Below are 18,236 nucleotides of genomic sequence, written 5' to 3'. Positions count from 1 at the left end.
GGCGGCAAACCCCCAGGTCGCGTCGTCCGGCGCGACCTCGGACGCCGAACGCCGCGCCGGTTTCATACCGAAGGATGACGTTCACGAGACTCTTGACTGAGCCGGGCCTCAGGTTGGGTGTGGAACTCTTCCGCCATCCACCCCGCCAGTCCCAGGACGAGGCACCGAAGCGCAGTGCTGCGCCGGAGCGCGGACCGGCGGCGGGGGTGGCCCACACCTTTCCCCGTAAGGAGATCCGCACATGTCCGTGCTGGCTCGGCTCAGCCTGGCCAACCGGGGGCTCGTCGCGCTGCTGAGCCTGGTCGTCCTCGGTTTCGGGGTGCTGGCGCTCCCCTCGCTCAAGCAGCAGCTGTTCCCGTCCATCGAGCTGCCCGCCGCGGCCGTGGTCGCGCCGTACCCCGGCGCCTCCCCGGACCTGGTGGACAGCCAGGTCGCCGAGCCCATCGCGGCGGCGGCCCGCGGGGTCGACGGCGTCGAGCAGGTGCTGACCCGCTCCGCCGAGAGCTCCGCGACGGTGCAGGTGATGTTCACCTACGGCACCGACCTGAACACCGCGATCTCGCAGCTCCAGCAGGCGGTGAACCGGCTCGGCTCCCGGCTTCCCGAGGGCGTCGACCCGACCATCGTGCAGGGCAGCACCGACGACCTCCCGGTGATCGCGCTGGCCGCGACCGCCGGTGACGACGACATCGCGATGGCGGCGAAGCTGCGCGAGCAGGTCGTCCCGGAGCTGGAGGCCATCCCCGGCGTGCGCGAGGCCACCGTCAGCGGTGAGCGCGAGCGCCAGGTGACGGTGACCGTCGACTACGCGAAGCTCGCCGCCGCGCGGCTGGAGCCGACCGCGCTCAGCGCGGCGCTGACCAGCGCGGGCATGACCATCCCGGCGGGCTCCGTCACGGACGGCGACCGCTCGCTGACCGTGCAGGTCGGCGGCCCGGTGACCTCGATCGAGCAGCTGCGCGCGGTCCGGGTCAACCAGCAGGTGACGCTCGGTGACGTGGCGACGGTGGAGTCCGCGCCGCTGCCCGCGACCTCGATCACCCGCACCGACGGCGAGCCCACGCTCGGCATCAGCCTGACCATGGGCTCGGACGGCAACGCGGTGCAGATCTCCGACGAGGTCCGCGCGAAGCTGGGCGAGCTGGGCTCGGCGGTCGGCAGCACGCTGACCGTCTCGTTCGACCAGGGCCCGGCGGTCGCCAAGGCGATCAGCGGCCTGACCACGGAGGGCCTGCTGGGCCTGCTGTTCGCGGTCGTGGTCATCCTGCTGTTCCTGATGTCGCTGCGCTCGACCCTGGTGACGGCGGTGTCGATCCCGCTGTCGGTGGTCGTGGCGCTGGTGGCGCTGTGGGTGGGCGACCTGTCGCTGAACCTGCTGACGCTGGGCGCGCTGACCATCGCGATCGGCCGCGTCGTGGACGACTCGATCGTGGTGCTGGAGAACATCCAGCGGCACCTCGGGTACGGCGAGGAGAAGCAGAAGGCGGTGCTGGAGGGCACCCGCGAGGTGGCGGGCGCGGTGACCGCGTCGACGCTGACCACGGTGGCGGTGTTCCTGCCGATCGCGTTCGTGACCGGCATCGCGGGCGAGCTGTTCAGCCCGTTCGCGATCACGGTGACCGTGTCGCTGCTGGCGTCGCTGCTGGTGTCGCTGACGATCGTGCCGGTGATGGCGTTCTGGTTCCTCAAGCGCCCCGAGGTGCCGACCGATCCGGCCGAGGCCGAGGCGGCGCGCGTCGCGGCGCTGGAGAAGGAGGAGCGCAGCAAGCTCCAGCGGGCGTACGTGCCGGTGCTGCGGTTCGCGACCAAGCGGCGCGGGGTGACCGTCGCCGCGTCGGTGCTGATCTTCGCCGTGACGTTGGGCCTGGCGGGCACGCTGCAGACGAACTTCATCGGCGACACCGGCGGCGACGCGCTGCAGGGCACGCAGGAGCTGGAGCCGGGCGCGAGCCTGGCGGCGCGCGACGAGGCCGCGAAGAAGGTCGAGCAGGTGCTCGCCGACACCGACGAGGTCGAGACCTACCAGGTCACGCTCGGCGGCGGCGGGATGCTGGCGGGCTTCGGCATGGGCGGCAGCAGCACGCAGATCAGCGCGACGCTGCGCGAGGGCTCCGACATGGAGGCGGTGCGCGAGCGGCTGACCGAGCGGTTGGGCGAACTCGACGGCGCGGGCGAGGTGGACTTCAGCGCGGGCGCTGCGGCCGGGTTCTCCAGCGACGGCATCGAGGTCCTGGTGACCGCGCCGGACGCGGAGCGCCTCAAGCAGGCGGCGGACGCGGTGCAGCGCGAGCTGACCGGCGCTCCGGGCGTCGGCGAGGTGACCAACGACCTCGCGGTGAGCGCGCCTCGGGTGCAGGTGGCGGTGCGCGAGGAGGCGGCGCGGGCGACCGGGCTGTCCAACCAGGTCGTGGGCCAGTTCGCGATGCAGGCGCTGCGCGGCACCCCCGCCGGTGAGCTGCCGATCGACGGCGCGACGCAGCAGATCGTGCTGCGCTCGGGCGTCGCGCCGACCGACGTGGCGGCGCTGCGCGAGCTCCAGCTGCCGGGCGGGGTGCGGCTGGGGCAGGTGGCGGACGTGTCCGTGGTGGACGGTCCGGTGCAGATCCGGCGCACCGACGGCGACCGCAGCGCGACCGTGACGGCGAAGGCCACCGGGTCCGACCTGGGCACGGTCACCACCGAGGTCACCAACCGGGTGAACGCGGTGGAGCTGCCGGAGGGCGCGGAGACGTCGATCGGCGGCGTGAGCGCGGACCAGGCCGAGACGTTCGCGGACCTGGGGCTGGCGATGCTGGCGGCCATCGCGATCGTGTTCCTGATCATGGTGGCGACGTTCCACAGCGTCGTGCAGCCGCTGATCCTGCTGGTGTCGATCCCGTTCGCGGCGACCGGCGCGATCGGCCTGCTGCTGCTGACCGGCACCCCGCTGGGGCTGCCGTCGCTGATCGGGATGCTGATGCTGGTCGGCATCGTGGTGACGAACGCGATCGTGCTGATCGACCTGGTGAACCAGTACCGGGCGGCGGGCATGGGCGTGGTCGAGGCGGTGGTCGAGGGCGGCAGGCGCAGGCTGCGGCCGATCCTGATGACCGCGGCGGCGACGATCTTCGCGCTGCTGCCGATGGCGCTGGGCATCACCGGCGAGGGCGCGTTCATCGGCAAGCCGCTGGCGATCGTGGTGATCGGCGGCCTGCTCAGCTCGACGCTGCTGACCCTGGTGCTGGTGCCCACGCTGTACACGATCGTGGAGAACCGGAAGGAGCGCCGCGCGGCCAAGCGCGCGGCGAGGCGCAACGAGCAGCCGGAGCGGGAGACCGCGTCGGTGTAGTCGCTCGACACGCAGTCCGGTGGTGCTGAAGCGCCCCCGTCACCCGGTTCTCGGGTGACGGGGGCGTTCTGCTGCCTACAGCGGGATGTAGACGCCGAAGTCGCGGGACGCGGTGCGGAAGTCCTGGAAGCCGATGCGGGCGCCCGCCGTGCGGGTCACGGTGCCCTTGGCGATCACGCCGCCGTCCGACGACGGGCCGTACACCGGGCCGCCGCTGTCACCCGGCCGGGCGGCGGGGCGGCCGTTCATCTGCTCGCCCTCGACCAGGTCCTCGCGGTCGGCGTAGAAGAACAGGACCTTGATGTTGCACACCTGCGAGCCGGTCTCGCGGGCGCTGGTGACGCCCGACTGGCACAGGTACTCGCCGACGTGGACGTCGCCCCAGCCGCGCACGACCTCGGTGCTGTTGCTGTCGCCGCCGCCCACGTACTGGCGGTTCACCACGTTCCCGGTCGGGATCAGCATGATGTCGTGGTCGCCGTGCCGCGCCCCGACGTTGCCGATGTGCTCGCCCGTCGGGTCGGTCACCCGCACCCCGGACTGGCCGCAGTGCGCGGCCGTGAGCAGGAAGCGGGCGTTGTCGCCGTTGCGCACCGAGAAGCCCGAGGTGCAGGCGGCGGAGTTGTTGAGCACGATCGTCGCCCCGCCCTTCCACGGCGGCGAGTCGTTCTGCCGGGACACCGGCACGAGCGGCTCCTCCACGACGGTGCGCACGGGCACGTCGGCGGTGGTCGCCAGCGAGCGGGCGACGGCGTCGGAGCGGGTGCCGAGCACCAGGCCGCTGCCGTCGGCGGGGACCTTGATGGAGTGCACGGCCGAACCGGGGCCGCGGCGCGCTTCCAGGTTCTTCGCGGCGGCGCGCAGCTCGGCCTCGGAGTGCGCGGCCCGCTCGACCCGGACGGGCGCCTCGGCGGCGGCCTTCGCGACCGCCTCGGTGACGGCGGCGGGCGGCGCGCCCTTCCACCACAGGGCGACGTGGTCGTCCTCCAGGGCGATCCCGGCGAACCCGTCGGGGTACCCGACCCGGTCGACCTCGGCCTTGATCACGTCGGCGGCGGCGATCAGGGGCTGCTGGGCGAGCATCCGGTCCCAGTCGCCGGGCCCGGTCCCGGCGAGCGCGGCGGGGGCGGTCCCGAGCGCGGTGGAGGCGGCCACGACGGCCACGAGCGCCAGGGCACTGCGTGCTGTCCTCACGTGCGACAACTCCTTCGAGTCGCTGGGTGCGGGGGGCAGCGGCGGAGGTCCGACCCTATGGTCCAGACCAAAAATCTGTCACTGACAAGACCGGACAAACGCCCCCTGAGTCCGGGGCAGGGGCGACTGGGGGGCACCCGGCCGGACCACCGCTTCTCCCGTCCGCGACCGCCCCCGTGTGGGAGCATCCGAGGATGGGGCGCAGCAGCGACGATGACGACCAGACCTACCGCGTGCACAACGTCGTCCGCGGCGACGTGAGCGGCCCCGTCGTGCAGGCGGGGCGGATCGAGGGCGGGCTCACGCTGCACGGCGGCGGGTTGCAGCCCTCGCCCCGGCCGAGGCGGCTGGTCGAGCCGCACGAGGTGCTCGACTTACCCGACGCCGAGGCCCGGCGCGCCCTGCTCGACAACCGGGACCGCACGTTCCTGGCCCGCGCCGCCGACCACGACCCCGACCGCACCGTCGAGCTGCTCGCGAGCCTGGGCGACGACCAGCGCGACTCCGTGCTGCGCCGCACCCGCGACCTCCCCGGCTGGCTCACCGAGCTGACCGCCGCGCTCGTCGACCTGGAGGCCGCCGCCCGCACCTGGCGCGGCTTCCTCGGCGCGCCGGTCGACCTCGCGCACCGCGAAGGCCCCTCCCCGCACGGCACCACCGGCTACGGGCTGCGATTCGAGCGCGGCGCCGCGCTGTGGTGCTCGGACTCCGGACCGCGCGTGCTGATGGAGGGGGTGCACGCCCTGCACCGCGCCCAGGGCGGCGCGACGGGCTGGCTGGGGTTCCCGCTCGCCGACGAGCTGAGCGTGACCTCCCCGCAGGGCACCGACGGCTGCGCGCAGCGCTTCCAGGGCGGCACGGCCTACCAGGCGGGCGACCGCGCGTTCGCCGTCCGGGACACCACCGGGGTGCTGTTCGAGCGGCACGGCTTCCCGCTCGGGTCGCCGCTGCGGGACGGGAGCGGGTGGGTGCAGGAGTTCGAGGGCGGCCAGGTCCGGCAGCAGTAGCCGGGACGGGCGCGGTCGGCGGAAGCGGGCTGGGCCGGTCGTCGGCTGTGGCAGCATCCCGGACATGGACGGGCAGCAGGGCGGGCGCAACGCCTTCGAGAACAGCAGCGCGGACAACGTCGTCCAGGCCGGGACCGTCAACGGCGGCGTGCACGTCAACAGCACCCCTCCCCCGCTGGCGAACCTGACCCCGCAGGCCGCAGCCGCCCAGCTGGTCGCCATGAAGACCGGTGAGGCCGCCGACGCGCTCGCCGCCTTCCCCTACCGGACCGCGCTGCTGACCGTGCTGCTGGCGGACCACGAGGCCACGACGATCGGGCTGCTCGGCGACATGGAGCTGGCCGTGGCGCGCGACCTCGTGGACGCGCTGCCGTCGCCGCCGGACTGGTTGGGCGGCCTGCTCACCGCAAGCGAGGGGTTCGGGAACGCGGCGTTGGGGCCCGCCAGGAACAAGGTGCGGCGCGCCGCCCCCTCGCCGCAGGGGTCGACCGGGTTCAGCCGCGACTACGACAAGGGGCGCGCCTACTGGAGCGCGGACACCCTGTTCCAGACGGTCGTGCACCCCTTCCTGCGCGAGCACGACCGCCGGGGCGGCACGGGCGGCGAGCTCGGCTTCCCCGTCGGGGAGCGGGCGTGGAACTGCACGGACGACACCCCAGGGGGGCTCTTCTACCAGCGCTTCGAGGGCGGGGTGATCTACGAGAGCAGCCCACCGCGGGTGGTCCGCGATCCGGACCTGGCCCTGTTCGACCGGTTCGGCTTCCCCACCGGGGACGAGACCGGGCTGGGCACGTTCTTCGCCGATCAGGTCAAGGGCACGTTCCAGCCGTTCGAGCGCGGCACGGCCTACTGGGTCGACAACGTGGCCCTGGTGCGCGAGGGCGATTCCAGCGTGCTGTTCGGGGTCCGCGCCACCTAGCCCCGCCCCAGCGCGCGGACCACGTCCTCCAGCGCCGCCGTCACGCGCGGCGCGGAGTCGGCGGGCACGCAGCCCGTGCTGACGGTGAGCGTGAGCCCGCGCCCGCCGTTGAGGTTGTAGGTCACCCCGGACTCGCCGTCCGGGTCCCGGCTGTAGCCGACGTCCGGCTCCAGCCCGGCGGCGGCGCGCAGCGCGGTCCGCACGCCCTCGGCGTCCGCGTCGGCCATCGACCGGTCCTCCGCGGTCGCGCTCACCCGCACCCAGTGCGGGGTCGGCCCGAGGAAGACGCTGTTGACCCGTCCGCACCGCTCCTGCTCCACCACGTGCGGCAGCTCCAGCCCGGCGGGTTCGGCGAAGGCCACGACCCGCTGCAGCGCGGTGACCGCCCGCTCCGGGTCGTGGGTGCGGCTCTGCAACCGGTCCAGGTCGTCCAGCTGCGCCCCCAGGTGGAGCACGACCAGCACCCAGGCCACCAGGAACGCCCCCACCAGCCCTCCGGGGACGCCCAGTCGGGGCGTGTGGTCACGGGCCGGGAGCGCGGTGTCCACCCCGTAGTCGTGCTCCAGGTCGGGGCGGGCCCGGCGCAGCAGGTCGGTGAACTCGCCGCGCCGCTCGGCGTCCTTCCAGCGCGACCGGTGCCTGCGCCCGTCCGCCGTGCGGATCTCCACGACCTCGCGCCCCATGGCCTGCGCGCTCCTGGCCAGCACGAGCAGCCCGCCGATGACGGAGACCGGGAACAGCAGCGCGAGCCAGAACGGCTTGGCGGAGCACGGGCCGCAGCGGACGCCGGTGATGGCCGCGTACGGGACGCGGTGGCGGCCGATGACCAGCGCGTCGGGCTCGAAGCGGGCGGTGGACGACCAGCGGGCGCCCAGCCACGCGCACAGCGCCGCCACCAGCACGTCCAGCGCCGTCAGCACCGGGTAGACCGCCCGCTCCGGGGTCTCCGGGATGGCCGAGCCGTGCCACAGGGCCGCGACCAGCGCGGCGAGCGCGACCGCCCGGAGCACGAGCGGGGCGGTCGTCAGCGGGACGCGCGGCGTGCTGCTCATGCCGGGTGGACGGCGCCCGCGCCCGACCGGTTCCGGGGGCTGTCCCCTGTTGGTCGGGTGTTCACCACCTCAGCGGGTGGTTGTCACCCGGCCCGGTGAAGCGCCCCGATCAGCTGTTCCGGGGTGATCGCGGCGGGCCGGTCGCTGACCTGGCCGTCGCCCAGCTCGACCACCCGCCAGCCGCCGTCCTCGGCGAGCACCAGGTCGACGGTGGCGAACCGCAGGTCCGCCGCGCGCACCAGCGGGGTGAGCGCGGTCAGGTCGGGGGCGCCGGGCAGCTCGTCCGGGGTGTCCGGGTGCGGGCCGAGCAGCGCGCACTCGCCGTCCACCCACCAGGTGCGCACCTCGCCGCGCCGCCACCGCTCGAACTCGCGCAGCACGAACCCGCCGACGCAGTCCGCGCCGCGCAGCTCCCGGAACCGCAGCGCCACCCGCCACGCGGCGTCACCATCCGCCACGTCCGGGATGAACGCCGCCTCGTCCCAGTGGTGCTTGAGCGACTTGGTGTAGTCGCGCAGCACCGCCGGTCCGCTCCCCAGCTCCGCGCGGGCCCGGTCGAAGTCGGTCCGGTCGTACCCGGCGGTCCACGCCGAGCGCGGGGTCAGCGGCGCGAGGTGGTCGTGCCAGCCGGGCAGCTCGTGCGCCCTGCGGTAGCGCAGCGGGTCGGTGCGCAGCGCCGCGCCCCGCTTCGCCAGCGCCCGCGCGAGGTCCGCGTAGTGGCTGCCGCGCACCATCCATCCCCGGTAGACGACGTCCTCGCCCTCCGGGACGCGGGCGACGGCGCGCGCCGGGTCGGCGGGCAGGGCGTCGTGGTCGAGCAGCGCGACGGTGATCCCGAGGTCGCGGGCGGCGGCGGCCTCGGCGGCGAAGTGCTCGTCCGGGCGGCGGGGGCGCAGCGGGTCCGAGGGCACCAGCAGGATCATGGGGACAGTCTGCCGACCGGGCTGATCCGGTCGTTGCGCAGGTGCTGGTACACGACGGAGGTGCGCACGTCGGCGACTTCGGACCGTTCGGTGAGCTTGTCCACCACGAACTGGTAGAGGTGGTCGTTGTCGGGCACGGCGACGTGCAGCAGGAAGTCCTCCGAGCCCGACGTGACGAACACGCCCAGGGTGTCCGGCTGGGCGATGGCCCAGGCGCGGAACTCCTCGATGACGCGGCGCGCCGGCGGCCGGATGCGGACCGCGATCAGCGCCTGCACGGGTCGCCCGATCGAGGGAAGGTCGACGTCCAGGATCGCGCCCTTGATCACGCCGCGCTCGCGGAGGGCGCGGGTGCGGTCGAGCGCGGTGGTCGGGGCGACGCCCACGGCGGCGGCCACGTCCCGGTTGCTCCGCCGTGCGTCGACCTGCAATTCGCGCAGGATGTTCGTATCAAGTTCGTCCACGGCGGCCTCCACGGGCGCTCTGCCGAATTATCAGCGGATCACTGGGCTTGTTCCCGAGCATGTGCATACCATCGTTGCACAAGTTCGCACATTGCACGGAGGAAGTGGGCCCATGAGCACCGAGTCGTCGCAGTCCGCCGTCGGGTTCGCCCCCGAGGAGATCGACACCGCCGCGTCCACCAGGTCGGCCCGCCTGAAGTGGGTGGTCGTGGTGGACGGGTCGCTGCCCGCCGGGCGGGCGGTCAACGCGGCGGTGTGCGTGGCGGCGGCGACCGGCGAGGCGGTGCCCGGACTGCTCGGGCCGGACGCGGTGGACGGGACCGGGTCGGCGCACCCCGGCCTGCCGTGGGCGGGCTGCGCGGTGCTGGCCGCGTCCGGCGAGCAGCTGGCCGAGCTGCGGGCGAAGGCGGCGGACTCGCCGGGCGTGCACGTGGTGGACATGCCCGTGGCCGCGCAGGAGACCAGGGTGTACGACGAGTACCTGGAGAAGGTCGCGGCGAGCGAGGCCGTGCCGTACCTCGCGGTGAGCCTGATCGGGCCGCGCAACCGGGTCGACAAGCTGGTGAAGCGGCTGTCGCTGCTGCCCTGACCGCACCGCCCCGGCAGGTGCTCCGGGCCCCTCGTTGTCGGGGGTTGGGCCTAGCATCGCTGGTTCACCGGGAGTCGGGTGGGGCGGAGGGGTCGTGGTGGGGCGGGACACGTCGGTCGCCGGGGTCGTGCAGGCCCGGTGGGGCGTGCGCCCGGAACCGGCGATCGCCCGCTACGCCGAGCCTGGTTGGCAGCTGTCGCCGCTGCCGGTGGAGAAGTCCTGCCCAGGGTGCGGCGGGGAGCTGCACGGGCTGTACCGGGCGCACCCGAGCGGCGGGAGGCAGCAGCTGCAGGCGGCGGTGGCGTGCCCCGGCTGCCCGGCGACGTTCACGCTGCGCGAGCTGAAGCTGGCGCAGCGGGCGGTGGTCGGGGACCTGAAGCCGGACGCCGTGGCGCGGCGGATGGCGGAGGACGCGCAGCTGGCGTCGCTGGCGCTGGAGGTGGACGAGCGGCCTGCCGAGCCCGAGCGACCGGTCGAGCCGGAGCGGCCGAGGCACGTGCGCGAGGCCGACGCGCCCGAGCTGCCGGGGCCGTGGGACGTGGAGCCTGCGAACCCGTGGGCGGACGAGCCGCCGCAGCGCGAGCCCGAGCCCGAGCGGCGGCCCGTCGCACCGGCGGAGCCGCGCGGGCTCGTGCCCCGACGACCGGTGGAGCAGCCGCCGGAACCCGAGTACCCCCTGGACCTGGGCTACCCGGTCGAGCGACCCGCGCCGCGCGAGGAGACCCCGCCCGCCGCGCCGACGCCCGAGCCGAAGCTGCGCTACACCCGCCCGAGCCAGCGCGCGGGAGGCGGGCCGGACGCCCCGGCCGCACGCCCGCGCACCCGGCGACCGCTGAAGTTCGAGCGCAAGAGCAGGCTCCGACCGGACGACTTCGCGCGGGCCGAGGGGGAGGCGCCCGCGGAGGGGGACGCGCCCGCCGAACGGCCCGACGCCAACCCCCACGCGGAACCGGCGCCTGTCGAGCAGGCGCCCGCCGAACCTGCGCGGAGTGAGCGAACTCGCCCCGAACCAGTCCAGGTCGAGCCCTCGCGGCGTGCGGACGCCGAGGAGGGCGCGCCCCTCGCGGCCGACACCGCCGAGCCCTCCGCCCGGACCACCCCGGCCGAGCCCGCCCCGGTCGTGCCCACCACCCGGCCCGCGCCCGCCGAGCCGTCCCCGCGCCCCGCCCCCTCCGGCCCGGTCCTCGGTCCCCAGCCCGCGCCCGCCCGCCGCACCGCCACCGCCGTCGTCGCCGCCCGCATCCGCGCGATCCTGGCCACCACCCCGGTCCCCACCGCCGCCGCCGAGGAGTTCCCCGCCCTCCCCCACCACCTCCTCGCCGACGCGGGCGCCGTCCCGGTGTGGTGGTGCAAGACCACCGACCCCACCCTCAAGCCCCCACCCGCCCCACCCGGCGCCGACCTGCGGGTCCTCCTGCCCGCGCACCCCGACTTCGCCGACCTGCGCACCCTCCTGCGCTCCGAGGGCGTCCCGTTCCGGGAGCTGCCGCACTGGCTGGAGCAGGAGACCGTCACCTCCCTGGACGCCCCGCTGCGCGCCACCGCGCACCTGTCCGAGGCCGGCGGCGTGGTGGCGGAGGCGTGCGAGCCGGTCGCCGAGGACGCCGCGCTCGCCGCGCGCCTGGCGTTCCAGGTGGTCTGGGACCTGCACGAGCCGCCCGGTCCGACGCCGCCGCCCGCGCCGACCGCCGACCTGGTGCCCGAGCACTGGCTGCCCTACCTGCCGTTCCCGGTGCTGAACCCGGCCCAGGCCCAGGCCGCGCCCGCGATCGTCGACACCGACGAGCACCTGCTGGTCACCGCGCCCACCGGCGCGGGCAAGACCACCATCGGGATGCTCGCGGTCCTGAAAGCGATCCTGGACGAGGGCCGCAAGGCCGCCTGGCTGGTGCCGCAGCGCTCCCTCACCGACGAGCTGGACCGCGAGCTGCGGGCGTGGCGCGGGCAGGGCCTGCGGGTGGAGCGGCTGTCCGGCGAGCACGCGGTGGACGTGGAGCGGGTGCGCGCGGCGGACCTGTGGGTGGCCACGACGGAGAAGTTCGAGGCGGTGTGCCGGGCCGCGTCGTTGCAGGCCGCGCTGGGCGAGGTGGGCTGCCTGGTGGTGGACGAGATCCACCTGCTCGGCAGCCCCGGCCGGGGCGCGCTGCTGGAGGCGCTGCTGGCCAGGGTGCGCGGCGCGGACTCGCCGGTGCGGATCGTCGGGCTGTCCGCGACGGTCACCAACGCCGCCGAGGTCGCCGAGTGGTTGCAGGCCCGCATGGTGGCGACCGCGTGGCGGCCGTCGAAGGTGACCTGGCAGCTGCCGACGGTGCCCGCGACGTCCGGGTTCGCGGCGGCCTCGCGGGTGCGCGAGCAGGTCGCGGTGGACCTGGTCGGGCGGCACACCGCCGACGGGGGCAGCGTGCTGGTGTTCTGCGGCTCCAAGCGGAACGTGCTGTCCACGGCCATGGCGGTCGCCGCCGAGCGCGGGGCCGAGCTGCCCGCCCCGGACGACCTGGACGCGCTGGAGGCGGCGTGCGCGGCGGTCGGGGTGCGGATGCACTACTCGGACTACGAGCACAAGCACGCGGCCGAGCGGGCGTTCCGGGCGCGCGAGTCGGACGTGCTGGTGGCGACGTCGACGGTGGCGGCCGGGGTGAACCTGCCCGCCCGCGCGGTCGTGGTGCGGGACAGCTCGATCGGCGGCGAGCCGATGGACACGTCCACGGTGCTCCAGATGTTCGGGCGGGCCGGGCGGATCGGGGCCGGGGAGACCGAGGGCTGGTCGTACCTGGTGGTGGACGAGTCGCAGCGCGCGGCGTGGCAGGCGCGGCTGGTGGCCGGGTACTCGGTGTACTCGCGCATCCGGGAGAGCCTGGCCGACCACGTGCTCGCCGAGGTGCTCCAGGGGCGGGTGACCACGGAGGCGGACGCGCGGGCCTGGTGGGTGCAGACGCTCGCGCACGCGCAGGGCGACGACGACGAGTCGGTCGTGGTGGAGGCGGTGGGGTTCCTGGTGGAGCAGGGCTACCTGACCCGCTCCGGGGACGCGCTGGCCACGACCGAGCTGGGCCGGTTGACCGCGCGGATGATGGTGCCCACGAGCACCGGGCAGCGGCTGCGGTCGGCGCTGGCGCTGCTGCCGGTGCCCGCGGACGCGGACGACGCCGAGGACGCGCTGTCCCTGGTGCTGTCGGTGGCGGTGCCGGAGCTGGCCGGGGTGGCGGTGCCGGAGCGGGTGCGGCCCGCGGTGGCGACGGCGGTGAAGGCGCGCGGGGTGACCTCGCGGATCACCGGGGCCACGTCGGTGCGCGGCCTCGGCTCGTCGGCGACGACCGCGCCCGGTGACCTGGCGTGGGCGGCGCTGCTGCTGGTGGCGCGCTCGCCGAGGGCGTTCGCGGGGGCGCGGCGGGCGGTGGCGGGGATTCCGCTGTCGACGCTGCACCAGGTGCTGGAGCAGGCCCCGCGCTACCTGTCGTGGCTGGCCGCGCAGGGCGTGCACGGGACGGTGCACCCGTGGATCGCGGTGGTGGCGGCGGACCTGGACCAGCGGGTGCGCTGGCGGGCGCTGGGGCCGGGGCGCGGCGCGGGGCGGCTGCTGTGGCTGTGCGAGCGGATGGCGACCAGGCAGCGGGCGCGCGAGCTGGTGCCGGGGCTGTGGCGGTCGGCGACGGCGAGCGGGCTGCGCTCCCCGGACTGGCGGGCGGGCCGCCCGCCCGCCGGGTGCGAGCTGGACCGGGTCGGGTACACGGCGCTGCTGCGCGAGCGGGTCACCGGCGCGGAGCTGACGGCCGGGCCGGAGGCGGCGCGGGTGGTGTGCACGGCGGGCGCGACGGCGATCACCTGGCGCGGCAAGGAGACCGGCCCGCCGACCCCGACCGGGGGCGCGCGCGAGCTGCCCTACCCGGAACCGCCCGCGACCGGCGAGACCCCGGTGGGGGCGGCGGTGTTCACCCGGCGCGGGGACTACCGGGCAACGGGGTGGCTGGCGGCGTACGACGCGCTGGCGGGCCCGGAGGAGGAACCCGCGCGGGAGCAGGCGCCCCGGCGGCGGGGGTTGGGCATGGTGTGACGGCCGGGGTCGGCGGCCCCACGGGCGACCGGCAGGGGCGCACGGGTGTCGCGGGCGGCTGGCCCCGGCGCGCGGGTGTCGACCGTCGCGCACGGGCGGCGGGCGGCAGCGCGCGGGTGGCCAGCAGCGGCGCGCGGGCCTCGGGGCGGGCTGCGCGGCGTTGCGGCGTTGCGGCGTTGCGGCGTTGCGGCGTTGCGGCGTTGCGGCGGCCAAGCGTGGGTGGTCTGCGGCGGCCAAGGCGCGGGCGGCCTGCGGCGGCAGGGGCGCGGTGGTCTGCGGCGGCCGGGGCTCGGGTGGCCTGCGGTGCGCACGGGTGTCCGGCGGCGTCCCACGGCGTGTCGAGGGTGGTGCGGCGTTCCGGCTGCGGCGCCGGGAGCGCGGTGCGCGTGCGACGGGGTTCCTCGGCGGGCCGGGGCGTCTCGGGTCTGCGGCAGCTCGGGGTGTCCGGCCACCAGCCCTGTGCCCTCGCTCTGTGCCCTCAGCTCTGTGCCCTGCGCGTTCAGTCCTGTGCCTTCAGCCCTGTGGCCTCGACCCTGCGCCCCTGGCTCGGCGCCACTCGCGGGCGGCGGCTCGGCCTCTGTCGGGCGCTGCCCGCCGCCTGTGGTCGTCGCGGGTCGTCGGCCTCGACGTGGCGCGGCTCGGCGCGGCGAGGTCCGCCGCCCTCCCGGTTCGCGGGGGCGGCGGTGCGGGGTCCACCCGCTGAGCGGGAGGGACCGTCCGGTTCCGGGCGCCTGCCGGGCTGACCGCTGGTCGCCGCAGGCCGGTCGGACCGGGTCAGCCGTTGCGGTGGTGGGACAGCACCTGGCCGAGCAACCGCACCAACTCCTCCCGCTCCTCGGGCGCCAGCGGCGCGAGTAACTCGTCCTGCACCTTGGCGAGCCGCCGCTCCTGCCTGCGCAGCTGCCTGCGGCCCGCCGTGGTGAGGGTGATGGTGTTGCGGCGCCGGTCGGTCGGGTCGGGGTCGCGGTGCACGAGCCCGCGCTCGGCCAGCTCGTTGATGGCCGCCACCACGTCGCTGAGGTGGATGCCGCTGGTCCGCCCGAGGGTGGCCTGGCTGACCGGACCGGTCTGCTCCAGGGTCGCCAGGACCCGGTAGTGGTGCCCGCGCGCGTCCACGGCGGCGAGCCCGTCGGCCACCAGGCGGTGCGCGTGCAGCGCGGCCTGCGTGATCAGCCAGGTCGGGTGTGCGGCCCACTTGGCCGCTGGATCGTGGGGGCGCGTCATCATGTTGATCACCATAGCGACGCGCCGCACTCCTTCCCGGTATCCGGAAACCCCTAGCGCACCGGGGACTACGGCATTGCGCCGACTTCGGTGCGGGGTCGCCGGGCGCGGCGCGGGCGGGCGAGCAGGAGCAGCACCAGACCCGTCACGGCCATGGCCGCGCCGAGCGCGAACGCGGTCCGGTAACCGTTCGCCTGGGCCAGCGCCAGCAGCGGCCCGGACAGCATCGAGCCCGCCTTGCCGGTGTTGGTGAACAGGGTCGTGGCGCGGCCGGGGAAGTCCGGGTCGAGGTCCTGGAAGTAGGAGATGCCGATGCCCTGCAGCGCCGAGATGGCCAGGGCGTGCAGCAGCTGGGCGGCGATCACGTGCCACACCTCGCCGCTGACCAGCATGACGCCGTGGTACGACAGCGCGAGCACCGCGCCCGCCAGCACCAGCAGCCGGTTGTCGACCTTGGCCGCGACGAAGCCCAGCCACAGCATCAGCGGGATCTCCAGCGCCGCGCACACGCCCATGGCGACGCCCGCGTTGCCCGCGGTGCCGCCCAGGTCGTCGACGACGAACAGCGGCAGCACCGCGACGCTCAGCGCCGTCGTGCCCTGGAGCAGCACGAACGCCACGGCGGTCAGCGACAGCTCGCCGCGCGCCCGCGACGGGACGGCGACCGAGTCGGGCATCACCACGACCGGCTCGGGCTTGGGCAGCGGGGGCAGCCGGTACCAGGCGGCGAGGGCGGCCAGCGCGTACATGACGGCCGCGCCCGCGAACACCCAGGTGAAGCTGGAGCGCTCCACGAAGATGGCGGCCAGCGGCGGGGCGATCGCCCAGGACAGCGACAGCAGGGTGCGCAGGGCGCTGGTCGCGAGCGGCCCGCGCGAGGAGCCGCTGGCGGACAGCGACTGGCGGGCGTAGGCGAAGCTCTGCGGCACCATGACGCTGCTCAGCGCGGCCAGGGTGACCGAGACCAGCAGGAGCAGCAGGTACTCGCGGGAGAGCGCGAACACGACGTACGCGGCGGTGCCGCTGAGCGAGCCGACGATCAGGAGCTGCTTGCGCACCGCGCGGCGGTCGGAGAACCGGCCGACGGCGGTGCTGACGGCGAGCGCGGCGAGCGCGCTGACGAGCATGAACGACCCGACCTGGAACGGGCTCGCGCCGAGCTCCTTGATCAGGAACAGCGAGAGCAGGGGTCCGACCAGCGCGTAGCCGGCGCCGCCGAGGACCACCACGGTCGCCAGGGGGAGGAGCTGCTGCTTCAGGGAGGTGGGAGGTGTTCGGGGGGTCGTGATTACCACGGTGACCATGGTCTTCCCCGGCCCCCGTCCGGCGAAATGTGTTTTTCACCCCCGTGCCCCCGATCGGGCGCGGGATGATGCGGGGATGCGCTCTGCGGTGGTGACCGGTGCGGCGGGCGGGCTGGGCGAGCGGATCGCCGCGCGCCTGGCCGGGCGCGGGTACGCGGTGGTGGTGGCGGACGTGGACGAGGTGGGCGCGCGGGCGGTCGCGAGGGCGATCGGGCGTGGTGCGCGGGCCGCTGAGCTGGACGTGGGCGATCCGCGGGCGTGCGAGCGGGTCGCGGCGGGCGCGCCAGGGCTGGCGGTGTGGGTGAACAACGCGGGGCTGCTGAGCGCGGGCCCGGCGTGGGAGGAGCCGTGGGCGCGGCGGCGGGCGCTGCTGTCGGTCAACGCCGAGGGAGTGGTGAACGGCACGCTGGCCGCGCTCGGCGCGATGGGCGACGACGGGCACGTGGTGAACGTGGTGTCGCTGGCCGGTCTGGTCGCGGCGCCCGGCGAGGCGCTGTACGCGGCGAGCAAGCACGCGGCGCTGGCGTTCAGCGTGGGCGTGCAGCACGACCTGCGGCTGGCCGGTCGGGGCGCGCGGGTGAGCGCGCTGTGCCCGGACGGGATGTGGACGCCGATGCTGTTCGACCGGGCGTCGGACCCGCGCGCGGCGGCGTCCTGGTTCGGGACGCTGCTTCACCCGGACGAGGTGGCGGACGCGGCGGTGGGGCTGCTGGACCGGCCGAGGCCGGTGCTGGCGGTGCCGAGGTGGCGGGGGCCGCTGGTGCGGCTGCTCGCGGCGTTCCCCGGACTGGGGCTGCGCGCGTCCGGGCCGATCATGGCGGTGGCGAGGCGCAAGCAGCGCAGGTTCGCGAGGCGGGTGCTGTAGCGGGGCGGTGGTCACCGCCCCGCCGCACCATCCTCAGCGCACGTGCACCATCATCCGCTCGACGCCGTGCACGACCGACACGGTCCGGTAGCCCGGCAGCTCGTCGGCCAGCCGCAGGTTCGGGAAGCGCCGCAGCAGCGCCGGGTAGGCGGCCCGCAGCTCCAGCCTGCCCAGCTCCGCGCCGACGCAGCGGTGCGCGCCGTGCCCGAACGCGTAGTGGCCGCCCGGCGCGGGCACGCGGGTGTGGTCGAAGTCGGTGCCCGCGTGGCGGTTCGCGGCGACCAGCGAGCAGACGACCGCGTCGCCCTCCTTGATCCGCGCCCCGCCGATCTCCATGTCCTGCTTGGCGAAGCGCGGGAACGCCACCTGCACCACGCTCAGGTAGCGCAGCAGCTCCTCCACGACCGGCCCGACGGCCGCGTCGTCCTCGCGCACCGCGCGGGCGGCCTCCGGGTTCTGCAGCAGCACCGCCGCGCCCAGCGCCAACATGCTGGCGGTGGTGTCGAACCCGCCGGTGAGCACGCCGTCCGCCAGGCCCGCGAGCTCCTCGTCGTCGACCTGGTCGCCGTGGTTGCGGATGATCATGCCGATGAGCCCGTCACCGGGTTCGACGCGCTGCCGCTCGACGACCTCGCGCAGGTAGTCCAGGGACTCGGACACCGCGCCGAGCGCCGCGTTCGCGCCGCCGAACACGTCGAACCGGGCGGCGGCGAGCCGCTGGAACAGCTCGCGGTCCTCGTAGGGCACGCCGAGCAGCTCGCAGATCGCCAGCGACGGGATGGGCAGCGAGAACTGCTCCACCAGGTCGACCGGGCCGGGCGCCGCGTCCATCGCGTCCAGCCGGTCGGCGATGATCTCGTCGACGCGCGGGGCCAGCCTGGCCAGCCGCCGCATGGTGAACTCCGGCGTGAGCAGCTTGCGCAGCCGGGTGTGGTGCGGCGGGTCGGCGAACCCGAGGCCGCCGGGCGAGCGCTCGATCTTGACGAAGCCGGTCTGGCCGATCCGCGCGTAGTCGTTGCTGAAGGCGTTGCCGTCCGCCAGGACCGCGCGCGTCTCCTGCTCGCCGGTCACCAGCCACACGCCGAACCGGAACGGGGTCTGCACGCGGTGGATGGGACCGTCCGCGCGCATCTGCTCCATCTCGGCCACCGGGTCGAGCCCGTCGCGGCGCAGCGGCAGCATCACCCCCTCGGGGAGCATCGCGAGCGCCCGCGCCCCGTACTTGGCCAGGAGCCACTTGGCGACGGCCCTCCTGGCCACCCAGGCGACCACCCCGTCACGCACCGCCGCCATCGTCGCAGTCATGCTGGTCCTCC

The 18,236-nt window shown here is 75.3% G+C and carries 13 protein-coding genes; 6 read left to right on the top strand and 7 right to left on the bottom strand.

Going from position 1 to position 18,236, the window contains the following annotated elements; genetic code table 11:
- Window positions 1-241: 241 nt before the first annotated feature.
- Window positions 242-3,328 carry an efflux RND transporter permease subunit gene (locus tag AMIR_RS12745; RefSeq protein WP_015801374.1) on the top strand — a complete coding sequence of 1,029 codons (3,087 nt, stop codon included), beginning with the start codon at window positions 242-244 and terminating at the stop codon, window positions 3,326-3,328.
- 75 nt (window positions 3,329-3,403) lie between these two features.
- On the opposite strand, the gene AMIR_RS12740 is transcribed toward AMIR_RS12745, so the two are convergent.
- On the bottom strand, window positions 3,404-4,522 hold the full coding sequence (locus tag AMIR_RS12740; RefSeq protein WP_015801373.1) for a chymotrypsin family serine protease: 1,119 nt from the start codon (window positions 4,520-4,522) through the stop codon (window positions 3,404-3,406).
- A 194-nt stretch (window positions 4,523-4,716) separates the two neighbouring features.
- Here AMIR_RS12740 and AMIR_RS12735 point away from each other — a divergent pair, with 194 nt between their 5' ends.
- The gene (locus AMIR_RS12735; protein WP_015801372.1) at window positions 4,717-5,529 is read left to right on the top strand and encodes an LGFP repeat-containing protein; all 813 of its coding nucleotides are present in this window, start codon (window positions 4,717-4,719) and stop codon (window positions 5,527-5,529) included.
- A gap of 64 nt (window positions 5,530-5,593) precedes the next feature.
- On the top strand, window positions 5,594-6,448 hold the full coding sequence (locus AMIR_RS12730; RefSeq protein WP_015801371.1) for an LGFP repeat-containing protein: 855 nt from the start codon (window positions 5,594-5,596) through the stop codon (window positions 6,446-6,448).
- On the opposite strand, the gene AMIR_RS12725 is transcribed toward AMIR_RS12730, so the two are convergent.
- The 3 genes from AMIR_RS12725 to AMIR_RS12715 all read right to left on the bottom strand — a co-directional run bounded on the left by AMIR_RS12725 (window position 6,445) and on the right by AMIR_RS12715 (window position 8,887).
- Window positions 6,445-7,500, bottom strand: coding sequence for a hypothetical protein (locus AMIR_RS12725; protein ID WP_015801370.1), 1,056 nt, complete (start codon window positions 7,498-7,500; stop codon window positions 6,445-6,447). The genes AMIR_RS12730 and AMIR_RS12725 overlap by 4 nt on opposite strands.
- 83 nt (window positions 7,501-7,583) lie before the next feature.
- On the bottom strand, window positions 7,584-8,423 hold the full coding sequence (locus tag AMIR_RS12720; RefSeq protein ID WP_015801369.1) for an ATP-grasp domain-containing protein: 840 nt from the start codon (window positions 8,421-8,423) through the stop codon (window positions 7,584-7,586).
- Window positions 8,420-8,887, bottom strand: a complete 468-nt coding sequence (locus tag AMIR_RS12715) for an Lrp/AsnC family transcriptional regulator (RefSeq protein WP_015801368.1) — start codon at window positions 8,885-8,887, stop codon at window positions 8,420-8,422. Before AMIR_RS12715 ends, AMIR_RS12720 begins: the two co-directional genes overlap by 4 nt.
- Window positions 8,888-8,999: 112 nt before the next feature.
- Here AMIR_RS12715 and AMIR_RS12710 point away from each other — a divergent pair, with 112 nt between their 5' ends.
- Window positions 9,000-9,476 (top strand): DUF2000 domain-containing protein, encoded by a 477-nt coding sequence (locus AMIR_RS12710; RefSeq protein ID WP_015801367.1) that lies wholly within the window; start codon window positions 9,000-9,002, stop codon window positions 9,474-9,476.
- Window positions 9,477-9,570: 94 nt separating this feature from the next.
- Window positions 9,571-13,527, top strand: coding sequence for a DEAD/DEAH box helicase (locus tag AMIR_RS12705; protein ID WP_015801366.1), 3,957 nt, complete (start codon window positions 9,571-9,573; stop codon window positions 13,525-13,527).
- Window positions 13,528-14,301: 774 nt separating this feature from the next.
- Here AMIR_RS12705 and AMIR_RS12700 read toward each other — a convergent pair.
- Window positions 14,302-14,754: a MarR family winged helix-turn-helix transcriptional regulator gene (locus tag AMIR_RS12700; RefSeq protein WP_041837700.1), complete on the bottom strand. Its 453-nt coding sequence runs from the start codon at window positions 14,752-14,754 to the stop codon at window positions 14,302-14,304.
- Between the two features lie 65 nt (window positions 14,755-14,819).
- A complete protein-coding gene (locus AMIR_RS12695) occupies window positions 14,820-16,055 on the bottom strand; it encodes a sugar efflux transporter (protein ID WP_015801363.1) in 1,236 nt (411 codons plus the stop codon).
- A gap of 76 nt (window positions 16,056-16,131) precedes the next feature.
- On the opposite strand from AMIR_RS12695, the gene AMIR_RS12690 reads away from it, so the two are divergent.
- Window positions 16,132-16,920, top strand: coding sequence for an SDR family NAD(P)-dependent oxidoreductase (locus AMIR_RS12690; protein ID WP_015801362.1), 789 nt, complete (start codon window positions 16,132-16,134; stop codon window positions 16,918-16,920).
- Window positions 16,921-16,953: 33 nt separating this feature from the next.
- Here AMIR_RS12690 and AMIR_RS12685 read toward each other — a convergent pair whose 3' ends face one another.
- Window positions 16,954-18,225 carry a cytochrome P450 gene (locus AMIR_RS12685; protein WP_015801361.1) on the bottom strand — a complete coding sequence of 424 codons (1,272 nt, stop codon included), beginning with the start codon at window positions 18,223-18,225 and terminating at the stop codon, window positions 16,954-16,956.
- Window positions 18,226-18,236: the final 11 nt, after the last annotated feature.

Origin of the sequence: Actinosynnema mirum DSM 43827 (assembly GCF_000023245.1) — a bacterium.
Lineage (GTDB): Bacteria > Actinomycetota > Actinomycetes > Mycobacteriales > Pseudonocardiaceae > Actinosynnema > Actinosynnema mirum.
This window is presented reverse-complemented; position numbering and strand designations above follow the sequence as displayed.